The organism is Ruegeria sp. G2 (assembly GCF_056533505.1).
This window is the reverse complement of the sequence record NZ_JBQFON010000004.1, coordinates 31991-44318: the sequence shown is the minus strand read 5'-3', so window position 1 is coordinate 44318 and position 12328 is coordinate 31991. Positions and strand designations below refer to the sequence as shown.

Annotated in this window: 12 protein-coding genes; 3 read left to right on the top strand and 9 right to left on the bottom strand. The window is 52.5% G+C overall.

All coding sequences use genetic code 11. From position 1 onward, the window contains the following. The first annotated feature begins 111 nt into the window (after positions 1-111). Positions 112-1119 (top strand): phosphate acetyltransferase, encoded by a 1008-nt coding sequence (pta, locus tag ACR0DU_RS09175; RefSeq protein ID WP_010441605.1) that lies wholly within the window; start codon positions 112-114, stop codon positions 1117-1119. Positions 1120-1385: 266 nt separating this feature from the next. Here pta and ACR0DU_RS09170 read toward each other — a convergent pair whose 3' ends face one another. The 9 genes from ACR0DU_RS09170 to ACR0DU_RS09130 form a co-directional block, all read right to left on the bottom strand. Beyond that, on the bottom strand, positions 1386-3443 hold the full coding sequence (locus ACR0DU_RS09170) for an adenylate/guanylate cyclase domain-containing protein (RefSeq protein ID WP_480873856.1): 2058 nt from the start codon (positions 3441-3443) through the stop codon (positions 1386-1388). A gap of 447 nt (positions 3444-3890) precedes the next feature. Continuing rightward, positions 3891-5327: an aminotransferase class V-fold PLP-dependent enzyme gene (locus ACR0DU_RS09165; protein WP_480874342.1), complete on the bottom strand. Its 1437-nt coding sequence runs from the start codon at positions 5325-5327 to the stop codon at positions 3891-3893. A 190-nt stretch (positions 5328-5517) separates the two neighbouring features. Continuing rightward, positions 5518-6714, bottom strand: coding sequence for a cytochrome P450 (locus ACR0DU_RS09160; protein WP_480873853.1), 1197 nt, complete (start codon positions 6712-6714; stop codon positions 5518-5520). A 49-nt stretch (positions 6715-6763) separates the two neighbouring features. Further along, positions 6764-7168 (bottom strand): OsmC family protein, encoded by a 405-nt coding sequence (locus ACR0DU_RS09155; protein ID WP_010441609.1) that lies wholly within the window; start codon positions 7166-7168, stop codon positions 6764-6766. 17 nt (positions 7169-7185) lie between these two features. After that, on the bottom strand, positions 7186-8478 hold the full coding sequence (locus ACR0DU_RS09150) for a TRAP transporter large permease (RefSeq protein WP_480873850.1): 1293 nt from the start codon (positions 8476-8478) through the stop codon (positions 7186-7188). Then, positions 8478-9020: a TRAP transporter small permease gene (locus ACR0DU_RS09145; protein ID WP_480455466.1), complete on the bottom strand. Its 543-nt coding sequence runs from the start codon at positions 9018-9020 to the stop codon at positions 8478-8480. Before ACR0DU_RS09145 ends, ACR0DU_RS09150 begins: the two co-directional genes overlap by 1 nt. 7 nt (positions 9021-9027) lie before the next feature. Beyond that, entirely contained in the window at positions 9028-10038 is a 1011-nt protein-coding gene (gene dctP, locus ACR0DU_RS09140; RefSeq protein WP_480873848.1) for a TRAP transporter substrate-binding protein DctP, read from the bottom strand. A gap of 227 nt (positions 10039-10265) precedes the next feature. Then, entirely contained in the window at positions 10266-10718 is a 453-nt protein-coding gene (locus ACR0DU_RS09135) for an Lrp/AsnC family transcriptional regulator (RefSeq protein WP_480873845.1), read from the bottom strand. A gap of 124 nt (positions 10719-10842) precedes the next feature. Next, positions 10843-10998 (bottom strand): hypothetical protein, encoded by a 156-nt coding sequence (locus tag ACR0DU_RS09130; RefSeq protein ID WP_480873842.1) that lies wholly within the window; start codon positions 10996-10998, stop codon positions 10843-10845. 237 nt (positions 10999-11235) lie between these two features. Between ACR0DU_RS09130 and ACR0DU_RS09125 the strand changes: the two genes are divergently transcribed. Together ACR0DU_RS09125 and ACR0DU_RS09120 are read left to right on the top strand one after the other, a co-directional pair. Beyond that, entirely contained in the window at positions 11236-11388 is a 153-nt protein-coding gene (locus tag ACR0DU_RS09125; RefSeq protein ID WP_480873840.1) for a hypothetical protein, read from the top strand. Then, positions 11385-12308: a hypothetical protein gene (locus tag ACR0DU_RS09120; RefSeq protein WP_480873837.1), complete on the top strand. Its 924-nt coding sequence runs from the start codon at positions 11385-11387 to the stop codon at positions 12306-12308. Before ACR0DU_RS09125 ends, ACR0DU_RS09120 begins: the two co-directional genes overlap by 4 nt. Positions 12309-12328: the final 20 nt, after the last annotated feature.

Sequence of the window (12328 nt, the reverse complement as noted above, 5' to 3'; positions counted from 1 at the left end):
ATTGTTTGTGAGACGAACCGGCGCAGTGCAGCTACGGGCAAGCCAATTGGTGTACTCCAATGTCCTCAACCGAGCGTTGCTGCCAATTCTAGTGGAGAAGGACGGGTACCGATGACCTTGACGCCAATCGAGCTGCTGAAGGCGAATGCGCCGACAACCCGCCCTGTTGTGGCGCTGAGCGAAGGAGCAGACCCGCGGATAGTAGCAGGGGCGCTGGCGGCTCATAGTGCGGGTGTCGCCGATATCATTCTGGTCGGACCAAAAACAGAGGTTGAAGCCGCATTGCACGCCGAGGGCGCGTCAGCTGGCGACGGTATCTCGATCCACGACCCGGCCCAATCTTCCCTGACTGAGGCTTTTGCAGCCGAGTATTATAACCTGCGAAAACACAAGGGTGTTGACGAAGCCAAGGCGCGGCAGGCGGCGGAAACGCCATTGGTCTATGCGGCGATGCTGGTGAGACTCGGACACGCAACAGGCACAGTGGGAGGAGCGGTACATACAACTGGCGATGTTGTCAGAACCGCAATTCAGGTCATTGGCATGAAACCTGGCGCTGGAATGGTGTCATCCTTTTTTCTGATGTACCCGCCCGAGAACGCACAACCCGGTGCACGTGCGATGCTGTATTCTGACTGCGGATTGGTAATCGACCCGAATTCGGAAGAATTGGCGAGTATTGCTGCTGCGTCGGCGGTTTCCGCGCGTGCCTTGTTACGGGAAGAGCCAAAAATCGCGATGCTGAGTTTTTCAACCAAGGGCAGCGCTCGCCACCCGTCGGTCGACAAGGTAGTCAACGCCACAGAAATACTCCGCGCGAAACACCCGGAATTGAACGTTGATGGAGAACTGCAATTTGACGCCGCATTTGTTCCATCGATCGGCGAACGCAAATCACCCGGATCGACAGTAGCCGGACAGGCGAACATCAAGATTTTCCCAAATCTGGATGCCGGGAATATTGGCTATAAGATGACCCAGCGGTTAGGCGGTTATCTGGCAATTGGACCGGTTCTTCAGGGCCTAGCCAAACCAGCCAACGACCTCTCGCGGGGCTGTAGTGCAGAGGATGTGACACAGATTATCGCTGTGACCATCCTTCAGGCGCTTGAATCCTAAAATCAGGCACCTGGCCTTCAGTTTTGACAGGCTAGCGACCTATTCAAGACACTTGAAGGACCTGTCTGAATGGTCTCCGCCAATGCGTCTCTCCCTCACCTACCTGAAAATGAAACATCGGGAGACGATCTCCTTCGTGTCGCATTTTGCACGCTGGATATCTGTTGCATCTGAAACCTTGGGGTCAGCACCGTGGTGTATAGTTCGGCGGCGCTGGAGACTGCGGTGTAAGCATCGTTTCTTGATGATCGCCCAAGCCGGTCAATTCACTTGGAGTCCGCTATAGCAACCCCGTTCCAGTCTACCGGTGGCGGCGACACCAGATAGGTGTTTGAGCGCTCTATCATAATAGCTGAAGCCTGATCACCGCCCCGGCCTCGTTCTGCAGCTTCGAACGCCCGGATCGCCGCTTCGAAACGGAGGTTTCGGTAGTGCTCAAGTCCTTCTTCGTAAGCTTTTATCCATGAATGCGATCCCGCAGAACTGTCCGCCATTTCGATTAACTCATAAATCACCAGACCACCTGTTCGACCATAAACTGCCAATGTGTCGAGCTCGCGTACCACAATTGAATCGCCTGCAGCACGGCGCGTTTCCGGGCCGATCAGAATCGAAGTTCTATAAATCTTGTTGGCACCTTCCAGGCGGCTGGCAATATTAACAGCGTCGCCTATCGCTGTATAATTCAACCGCTCTTCTGAACCGATATTCCCGACCAGCGCATCGCCTGTATTTAAACCCACACGTATGCTCAGGGGGCGCCCCTCATCATCTTTGATATCTGTTGCGGCAACGGATTCGACAAGATCCAAAGCCGCCCTGCAGGCATGTTCGGCGTGATCGGCGTCGGCACGCGGGGCACCCCAGAAGGCCATGACAGCATCACCCATGAACTTATCAATCGTCCCATCATGCCGGGCGATAGCAGACGATGCAGCGCTGAAGAACGGCGCCATCAACTGAACAATTTCGGGGCCCAGCTTTTCCGAAAGCCCTGTAAAACCAGCCACATCACAAAACAGAACTGAAATTCGCTTTAGGTCTCCCCCAGGCTGCGTTTTGATCCCCTCTGCAACCAGCATCCGGACAAGATCAGTTGGTACATATTTGCGAAAGGCCGATAGGCCTGCCGCCATATTCGCGGTTGCCGCTGAAAGATTCGAAAGTTCGCGAAGCTTTGAGGGTCTGCGGGTGATCTTTTCGGTATCAAACTTTTCAACGCGGCTCAGATCTTCGACGATGCGTGCCAAAGGATTTGCGACAACCGTTCGGACAAGCCAAATTGCCAGCGCCGTTGCGACGACGACAACTCCGACCAGAATATAGAGCAAGTTCACCAGTGTCTGATTGATTCCGGACAAGAAAGCAGACTCGGGAATAACTGTCGCCACGCGCCACCCATAAAAACCCAACGGGGTCAGAGCCACTGCATAGGGCACACCATCGTTCACAATCCTAGTTGTGGAGTTCATGGACGCGCGTGAAATCGAATTCCCCAGCAGTTGCTGCCCGGACTTCTTGGCAACTTCGTAAAGCTGCCCTTCACCCATCCGGGCAGGTGTGATCTCATCCGCCTCGGGATCAGGAACTGCGATCACCTTCCCGTCAGCGTCAAGAATAAATGCAGCGCCAAATTCACCAGGTCGCAGCGTGCCCAGAAAACGCGACAGCCTGTCAGTTTCGATGACAACAGCCAGCACACCCTGACGCTTGCGATTTACGTCGACGGGGCCTGCAAACGCATAGACCGTCTTATGACCACCGGGCAGATCGCGGGCTTCGATCCAGTCGGCAGTGCCCCGGTCTATGAAATTCCGATACCAAGCGTGATCACGCGGATCAAAGGTTGTCGCCGAGAAAGCCCGTTCTTCGAACTGAATATCGCCCGGGATAAAAATGTATCGGTCAGTCCGCAGCATTCCATCTCGGATTTCGCTGTCTATCTCGATCATCTCAAGCCCACCATCCCCCAAGCGATGAGCGGCGAAGTAATTCCCGTCCGGCCAACCAAACATGATCCACGAAATGTTTGGTTGCGCCTGCAGTTGCGACAGAAAGACAAACTCGCGTTTGTCGGCCTGTCGCGTGGCGATGACGTCCTGAACAAAGATGGTTCGCACGGCTGCCCAGGCTGCCTCGGCAGATCTCAGCGTCAGGCCAACTTCGATCCGAACAGTATTTGCGATCTGACTATTGATCTCAGCCGCCAGCATTCGGCTGTTCTCGCGTGCAGTCGTCCACCAAAGCGAATGCACCAAAAAAGTTGACACGCCAATCGACAACGCAACCAGCAGAGTCACCGCGATCCCTACACTGATGCGCATGTCTGCTCCAACACAATACATCGTCGGGAAAATGCAATTTCACTGCGCGAATCGACCATATGATTCCTCATGCCCCTGCCCAACATGGCCAATCTACCCAGATTGACCACTAAATAGTCTGACCATTTGACGCGCCGTGCCACATGGCCTCTTTCTCGGTGAATGATCGCACACAAACTGGTAGCAGCGTAATCAATTCACATTGAACGAACTTGCGCTTTAGAATTCGAAGGGCCAACGACTTCTATCCGGCTAGGGAACAAATGAAAATCAGTTGCGCTAGTCCCAGATTCAATGTTCAAGCCCCGCGTGTGACAGAAACTGATCTTCGAGATTTCAATCGTTGCAAAACGACCCGTTCCCGGCAGTCGTTACAATCAGGCAGTAATAAAATTGGCCAGCCCCACAGAGGGAGGTCCAACCACCGTGAGTTCTGGATATCGCCTACTACGCCACTTCAAGCGCGTCGGAATTGATGGCGAAACGAGCGGTTGCTGGATCGGACATGTAAAGCACTTCCAACTCGTCGAGACGACCGGTCAATTCGTTCACACAATCGATGATGTACTGAACTTTCGCGTCATCCATCAGGTAACTGAAATTCAGACGTACCCAACCCGGTTTAAGCAACTCTTTTCCATCCCGCAGATCGCTGAAAAGTTGTTCGGATTCAGGTTGTCCTATTTCCAAGAGCCGATGCGCATACGGACCTGCGCAGGCACATCCACCTCGTACCTGAATACCATAAACGTCGCTTAGCATTCGGGTAAAAAGCTGGTGGTGGAAACGCGCTCCATCAGCACGGCTCACCCGAAATGAAAAGATTGGCAATCGATGCGGATGATCAACGCCCAACAGGGTCAGTTGCGGGTTTTTGGACCAAGCCTTCAATGCCATTTCGTTCATCTCTGCTTCGCGTGCAGAGATGAAGGCCTGACCAATTTCGTCTTTGACGATAAAGGCCAGTGCGGCGCGAATATCACCAATAACATTGGGGGTGCCTGCCTCTTCGCGGGCTGCGATATCGGACGAGTACCGATGATCCCACGGCGACACGAAGGTTACTGTCCCTCCTCCCGGCCACGATGGGATATCCAGACAAACAGTATCATCGCGCACTATCAATACCCCGCTGCCTCCAGGCCCCCCCGGAAACTTGTGAGGTGAAACAACGACTGCGTCTTTTTGGCAATCATCGGCGGGGTTCATATCAATCGGCAAATAAGGACCAGCTCCTGCGTAGTCCCAGACCGACAATGCACCATGTGACTTGAGCAAGCGCGTGACCTCATCGGTCGGAGTGACAATACCCGTGACATTGGACGCTGCTGAAAAGCTGCCGATTTTGACGTCAGCGTTAGCATGATCCTTCAATGCTGCTTCAAGCAGCGCCAGATCAGGGCCACCTTCTGCGGCCTCGGGGATTTCCACTACTTCAGCTTTTGATTCACGCCATGGCAGCAGATTGGAATGGTGCTCGTAAGGACCAATAAAAACAACAGCCTTGGCAGCGTCGTTGATACCAAATAGCGCGACAAGCCGGTTAAGGCCTGCAGTAGCACCAGAACCGGTAAATATCGTGCTGCACCCTGCAGCATTGGTAAGACGCGAGATTTCTGCCCGGGCTTCGGCGCGCAGACGGGTCATAAAGGAACCGCAGAACGATGCTTCGGTATGGCTGTTGGCATAATAGGGCAGCACGGAATCTCGGATATAGTCCTCAACCTGAGCAAGAGCCCGTCCGGAGGCAACATAATCTGCGTAAACGAGTGATACATCGCCAAACAGACCCGGGATGCTTGCCCCGTCACCAATTACCCCTTCGCGCAAGTTGCGAACAAGGTTATCGGATTTTAGAGAACTACGAAAATCTGCAAGCGACATGAGAATACTCCTTGATGAGTATTTTATATGTAATGATAGGAAAATATGACCCAAAATTATCACTATTAGCATATTATTTGATGATTATGAACGAATAGTATGATAGTTTTTGGGTCATATCGCCTGCTCTAAGTTTCCGCCACACCGTTATCGAGGCGCGCGTTTAGCGCCGCCTTCGCATTTGTCAAACTCAACGGAGAAAAACCGGTAGTGAAGTCGGGCCACGAAAAGCAAAACCTCTGAACTCTACTTCCCGCGAGTGATCGGCATGCATATTTGGAAAACACCGGAACAAATACGGCAGCAGCGCATCGCTTACCAGACGACGATACAGATCGCCCCCCATACACCGATGCGGACCCAACCCAAAGGTCTGGTTTGCAATAAGCGGGCGATGAATATTGAACAGATGAGGGTCCTGCCAGTAGTCTTCATCATGATTGGCCGAGCCCTGCACAACCATGATTGTTTCACCTTTAGGCAACGTCACTCCGCGTAGGGCAATTTCACTGGCAACTATACGTGGGCTGGCCTGAATAGGGGCAACCCAGCGCAGCCCTTCCTCACATGCCAAGTCCCAACGATCGGATTCTATGCAGTGATTTAGCTGATCCGGATTGCGTAGAAGCCCGTGGATCGTGGTTGAAATCGCATCGCGGCTTTCGACCACAGCGCCCCCGATACAGATTTTTAGATTTGTGCGTATTTGACTTAGTGAAAGTGGATTAGGCGCATTGACCATTACTGACAAAACGGAAGGATTGGGGTTTTCGCGATGAAAATCGACCATCCTGTCAAAACACCAGTTCATTTCATCGTTGGCACGATCGCTGAGCGCAAATACGGCCGGGTCAAAACCCGAGTTCATAGCCCCGGTGATCAAGGCATTCGCCCAACTGAAAAGTTGATCCTGATCGTCAGGCTGGATGCCTAAAACGTGTTGCAGGTAGAGCGCCGATAACGGAGCTGCCAAGGTCTGGCGAAGGTCCGTTCTGGTCTGATCGCGCAAAGCGGATACAGCCGCTTCAGCGACTGTTTGGAACCTAGCACTCCAAGTATCGCAAAAGTGGCGAGCATGAAAGGTTTCCACCATTGCATTTCGCTCGTCCAGATGCGCCGGACCATCTTTACGCATCAACGTGTTGCCACCAAACGCTCGTTCCATTGCCGTCCTGGAATCGGAGGAATGAAAATGCTGTGTATCCGTTTTGGCCAGATAGGTGTCGTCTGCCTTAGTCAAAACAATCCGGCCGATCGCCTCTATCCGGACCACAGGCGCTTCGCGCCGCAAACGCCGATAGACAGAGGCTGGATCTCTGTCGAGCATTTCAAGGGTCGTGTCGGAATCTACGGGAACTTCGTGCCTCGCAGCAGAGGGTTCGGTCATGGCTCTGCTCCTTGTACCGAGAAATTGGCTGGCAGCGGCATTCAGGCGATCAGGCCGCCTGAATGTTGATCTCGACTTCGGTGTTCAATGAGTTGCTGACAGTGCAAATAGCTTTAGCCTGCTTCAAGATGCGGGTGGCCATCACCCCATCATCCACCACATCGCCGATGATCGTGATCTCGGCCTTCTCCAACCGACCGGGCAATTCAGGAGACTTGGTGCCTACAATTTTGACCGTGAAAGGATTCAACTGCGATTTACGTTGCGCAGCCGCCCACTCGACTGAACGTATGATACATGAACCAAGCGACGCAATCATTGTGTCCACCGGAGTTTCATGCGGCGGATGAGAAATAATGTCGTCAGTATCCCCATAGGCATAGCTGAGTTGTGCACTTCCATCGAAGAACACAAAGACCGGTCCGAAACTTTTGGGCCTCACTTTCAGAACCACAGGGCTGAGCTCCTTTATCAGAATAGCAGATTTGGCAGGAAAAGCGCCAATGCAGGGAACATCGTCAGTACCAGAATGGCGCACAGATGGATCAACCAGTAAGGCACTGTTGCCACCGCGACGCGTCCCAAACTGACTTCATTATTGGTCAGCGCCGTCAGGACAGAAAGATTAAGTCCCACCGGGGGTGTGACCTGTCCAATCTCGATCACGATGGTGATGATTACTCCGATCCAGATCGGATCAAATCCCAAGCCCGTCAAAAGCGGAAATACGACCGGCAACGTCATGATCATCAGGGACAATCCGTCGAAGAAACATCCCAGAATCAGATAGATCAGAACGACGATTAACAGCACAATGTAGGTTCCCATGCCGCTTTCTGCGACCACCTCGAGAATTTGCTGAGGGACACCCAGGATACTTGTGGATTTTGCCAATATGGTTGCGCCCAGCACCAGAAAACCAACTGCAGCGAACAACAGAACGGACTGATACACCGCCTCAACCAATTTCTTCCAGGTCAAATCCCCCCAAATCGAAGAGATAATGACTGCCAGCACAACGCCCACACCTGCGGCTTCGGTTGGCGTTGCCAAACCACCCACAATGCTGCCGATCACGGCGAAAATCAGGGCCAGAAGTGGCCAAATCTGTTTGAAGCCTGCTAAGGCTTGCCACAACGATACCGGTTCCTGGTCACGTGGAGCGATCGACGGGTTGCGAGAGCATTTTACGAAGAGATAGGCCATGAACATCAGACCCACTAGGAAACCCGGAATAATGCCTGCGGCAAACAGGCGGCCGATCGAGGTTTCCGTCAATGCGCCGTAAATCAGGAAAGATAGGCTCGGCGGTATCAGCAGCCCCAGCGTGCCTCCGCCAGCCAGACTTCCAACCACGGTGTCTTTGTCATAGCCGCGCTTGGACATTTCAGGATAAGCAACCGATCCGACCGCGGCTGCTGTCGAAAGGCTCGAACCGCTGACGGCTCCAAACAATGTGCAAACCGCAATGTTAGTGTGCAGCAACCCACCTGGAATTCGCCGAAATAGAGGCGAGAATGCGGAATAGGCTTTCTCGCTGATTCCGCTCCGCAGTAACACCTCACCAAGCAAGATGAACATTGGCACCGCGCTGAGTGTGAACGAGTTGAAAACGCTCCAGATTGCGTCGATTGCAAGCGAGGTCGCGCCGTTTGAGAAAAAGTAAAGGATAATAAGCCCAGTCAGGCCCAATGCGGCACCCAAAGCGACGCCAGTACCGGCGGTGGCAACCAGCACCCCAATCAGAGTAAGCCAAAATGACATTAGCGGGCCTCGTCGGTAAAGCTTTGTTCCATATCTGCTTCTGAGTCATCCACTCGGTCTAGAACACCGACCAGACGGGCCACAAAAATGGATAGGGTTAGCGTCAGAGAGATCGGCATTAACGCCATCCAGGGATAGAGCAGAATCCGGGTGGTTTCCGTCTTGAGATTGCGCTTGAAAGCAAACTCGAACCAAGGAATCGTCTCGACGATCAACCAGAGAAAGAAGACTATACCAACCAGCAGCGCGGCTATCTGCACAACGACATGCATCTTGCCTTTTAGCCTGTCGGCCAACAGCGAAACGCGCACATGTTTGGCCCGCAAGGTGACCATCGGCAAACCCAAAAATAACGAGACACTCAATAACAGTCCAACCACTTCCTCGGTGATGTGAAGAGGCGAGTTGGCAAACTTACGCATCAGGACACTGGTTACGATAATGCCAACAATGGCTATCATTCCCAGTGCTGATGCCGCCGCACACGCAAGGGCCAGACGATCCAGCCCCCGCGCGATAAAGTGTTTTAAACTTGTTGCCATCTTTGAATTAGCGGCCCAAAGCGGTCAGAACACGTTCGCGGTAGGCCGGTGCGTTTCCACCAGCTTCTTCCGCCAGCATTTTCCATGTTTCGGTTACCGAGGACACAAAGAGGGCCCGGTCTTCGTCAGAGAAGTCTTCACCCCAGGTCACACCCTCTTCACCAAGTTTTTCACGGGCAGCAAGCTCACGCTCGAAGTCATCTTCATACTGGTTGGTACGGTCCCACAAATCATCTGCTGCTGCAGTGATCGCCGCTTTGGTCGCCTCATCCGTCGCGTCCCACTTGTCGGTGGCCACACCGATTACGTATGGGCCGGATGCCATCGGATAAAGGAATGACGCATACTTGGCCACTTCCTGCAACGAGACCGTATGCGCATAGAGCGCCGGGTAAAGGGCACAGTCAACGACCCCGGTCTTGAGCGCCACATACATTTCTTCTTGCGGGATGATCTGCGCGGCTACACCCAGACGGGTGAAGGTTTCGACCTGATCACGCGCCCAGACACGCAGCTTCTTTGATTTCAGATCCTCAAGGGTGCGCACGGGCTCATCCCGGCAAAAAACTGAAACCGACAGCATCGGGATTGCGACATAACCCACTGAGGACACCCCCCAGTCAGCAAACTCTTCTTCATAGATATCGCGGACTGTCGGGATTGCTTTTTCGAACTCCTCGATCGAGCCGATGGTGCCCTGAACAACTACGGAGCTTAACGCAGGAGCGTCACGCCCTAAATAGTTGGCCCACATCAGGCTCATTTCCACTGCGCCTTTGGGCAAAAAACGCAAGGTATCCGTGTTGGGCAAACCCAGCGAACCGCCGCTGTAGAGAGTAATCTCAGAGCCTTCCGCGAGCGCGCCGTTCACATCTTCAACGAATTGCTCCAGCTCAGCCGTTTCCGGGCGTGTTTCCGGAAGAAAGTTGTTAAAGCGCCACTCATCGGCCATCGCTGGCGAAATGGCTGCTCCTATACCCGAAATACCGAGTGCGGCAGCTTGGATAAGTTTATTCATATCGTGTCCTCCTGATGGAAATGATATCTGCGACCTGGTGAATATTATCACCAAAATATCAACCGATTTCAGATTATCCTGTGTATGTGACCACAAGAATGGGGAAAACTTCGCCTAAAGTTTACGATCGCCCCTAGTGCGATTCTTCCCAATCGAAAACAATCCAATCATGCACTTACAATTGGTTTGGACCAACCAAATCGGGCTGTTCACGTGAAGATCAAAGTTCAAGAGATTTTTAATGGCCGCTGCTCAGCGATTGCTTCCATCGAGAAATAGGAGGTAACTGAGTCAAGCTCTACTTCTGAAATCAAGCGCTGATATACCAGATCATACGAGTTCATATCCTCAGTGATGACCTTTATCATGTAGTCGTAATCGCCCCCGATCCGGAAAAAATCTACGACATCGGGAATTTTCAATACGGCGCGGCGGAATGCATCAAGCCATTCCGCCGAATGATGGCGCGTTTTCACCATCATGAAGACTACCAAGCCGAGGCCAAGTTTCTCGCGGTTAACGCGCACCGTCGAACCAACGATTACACCGGTCTCGTTCAACCGCTGCAAGCGTCGCCAACAGGCGTTCTGAGACAAGTTGACCTTTTCGGCAAGCTCTCGCTGCGAAAGAGAACTGTTCTTTTGCAATGCCTCAATGATTTTTAAGTCTTTGTCATCCATCTACGCACGCAATTCATTCAATTGACCCACAAAACAACAAAAAACACAGGAAACTCTTACACACAACGCAATAGTATTGATTCTACCACGATTTCTCTGACCCCACGAAATGAATCGAGCCCCATCAACCGCCAGACTGACGTCCATCGACAAGATCGACGCTTTTCTCGCCCAGTGAGACACCCCACGCGTTTTTGAATACGGTAGCGGTACCAGCACAATCTGGGCCGCGCGGCGCGCTCATCATGTCACCAGCGTCGAACATGATGTCGATTGGCATCCTGTAATATCTAACCGGCTGAGCGCGTTTTCCAACGATGAATTGAGGCTGATTGAGCCCGATGCCAACTACAATCCAGAATACGGATAAAAAAAACCTGGCAATACTTCGCACAGCTTCGAAAATTATGTCACTGCAATCGAAGGCGCAGAAGGTCCATTCGACGTCATCATCATAGACGGACGCGCACGGGTGGCTTGTTTGAGGCACGCGATAGCACACGTTGCACCTGGTGGCATGATCGTATTTGATAACTCTGGCAGACGGGAGTATCGCAGCCCGATTGAAGCGGTGGAGGCACAGATCAAGACCTACCGGGGGCGCGTTCCATCACTGCCCTACCCCGATCAAACGACACTGATCCAACCCACCCCTGTAGCAGAGAAATGACACTTCCAAATAAGTTAGGGCGTGGACAGCGGCGCGCGCTACGCGTGATAGGCTGGGCCATTGTTGCCGTGACTTTGTACTATTTTACCGTCGCGGTTGCACAGCACTGGTCCCAAATTGCGGCTTGGTCTCCTGGCTGGCAGGCGTGGGCAATCGTATTTGCGGCAATATTTTTTTATGCAACCGCTTTGCTGCTATTGGCCGAGCTTTGGCATGGGCTGGTCCAGGGAACGCAAGACCAAACATTTTCACGTGCACTGACGTTTTCAACCTACTCCAAAACGCAGATCGCGAAATATCTACCGGGAAACGTGTTTCAATATTTGGGCCGACATATCGTTATGGCTGACCATGGAGCAAGTCAGGGTGGGTTGGCGCTCGCAAATATTCTTGAAATTTGCACTCTTATTCTGGTCGCGGGGCTTTTCGCTCTAATTGGATTTACATTTGGTGCAGCTCCCCATTCACTCGAAATATCTGAGGTCATACCTATTCATTGGCTTGTACCGACAGCGATGGTTATTGCCATTTTGCTGATCATACTGATTACAAGAAAACTTCGAACACTCCCCAACGCGCCGTCGCGACAAAGGCTTATCTACGGATTGTTGCTTGCTTCCTTCTTCTTCTTGGCCATGGGCTTTACTCTGTTGGTATTGGTAGGGTTGGTTTCCGGTGACTATGACCCTGCCATCATAGTCATTGCCGTAACGTCATGGCTGTTAGGCTATGTCACTCCTGGCGCGCCTGGAGGGATCGGAATCCGTGAGTTTGTTCTGCTCATCTTCTTACAGGCCTACATACCTGAGGCAGAAGCGCTGATTGCAATCGGGTTGTTTCGCGTGGTCACATCACTGGGTGATCTGGCATTCTTTATCGGCGGCGCTTTTCTGTGGTGTATCTCGCCAAGAGTAGAATGATCATTTGATTGCCAAACTTG

Bases quoted from the DNA above. Each gene is read 5' to 3' on its own strand.
- pta (WP_010441605.1), top strand. From the start codon at position 112: ATGACCTTGACGCCAATCGAGCTGCTGAAGGCGAATGCGCCGACAACC.
- ACR0DU_RS09170 (WP_480873856.1), bottom strand. From the start codon at position 3,443: ATGCGCATCAGTGTAGGGATCGCGGTGACTCTGCTGGTTGCGTTGTCG.
- ACR0DU_RS09165 (WP_480874342.1), bottom strand. From the start codon at position 5,327: ATGTCGCTTGCAGATTTTCGTAGTTCTCTAAAATCCGATAACCTTGTT.
- ACR0DU_RS09160 (WP_480873853.1), bottom strand. From the start codon at position 6,714: ATGACCGAACCCTCTGCTGCGAGGCACGAAGTTCCCGTAGATTCCGAC.
- ACR0DU_RS09150 (WP_480873850.1), bottom strand. From the start codon at position 8,478: ATGTCATTTTGGCTTACTCTGATTGGGGTGCTGGTTGCCACCGCCGGT.
- ACR0DU_RS09145 (WP_480455466.1), bottom strand. From the start codon at position 9,020: ATGGCAACAAGTTTAAAACACTTTATCGCGCGGGGGCTGGATCGTCTG.
- dctP (WP_480873848.1), bottom strand. From the start codon at position 10,038: ATGAATAAACTTATCCAAGCTGCCGCACTCGGTATTTCGGGTATAGGA.
- ACR0DU_RS09135 (WP_480873845.1), bottom strand. From the start codon at position 10,718: ATGGATGACAAAGACTTAAAAATCATTGAGGCATTGCAAAAGAACAGT.
- ACR0DU_RS09130 (WP_480873842.1), bottom strand. From the start codon at position 10,998: ATGCCAATCGACATCATGTTCGACGCTGGTGACATGATGAGCGCGCCG.
- ACR0DU_RS09125 (WP_480873840.1), top strand. From the start codon at position 11,236: ATGATCGTATTTGATAACTCTGGCAGACGGGAGTATCGCAGCCCGATT.
- ACR0DU_RS09120 (WP_480873837.1), top strand. From the start codon at position 11,385: ATGACACTTCCAAATAAGTTAGGGCGTGGACAGCGGCGCGCGCTACGC.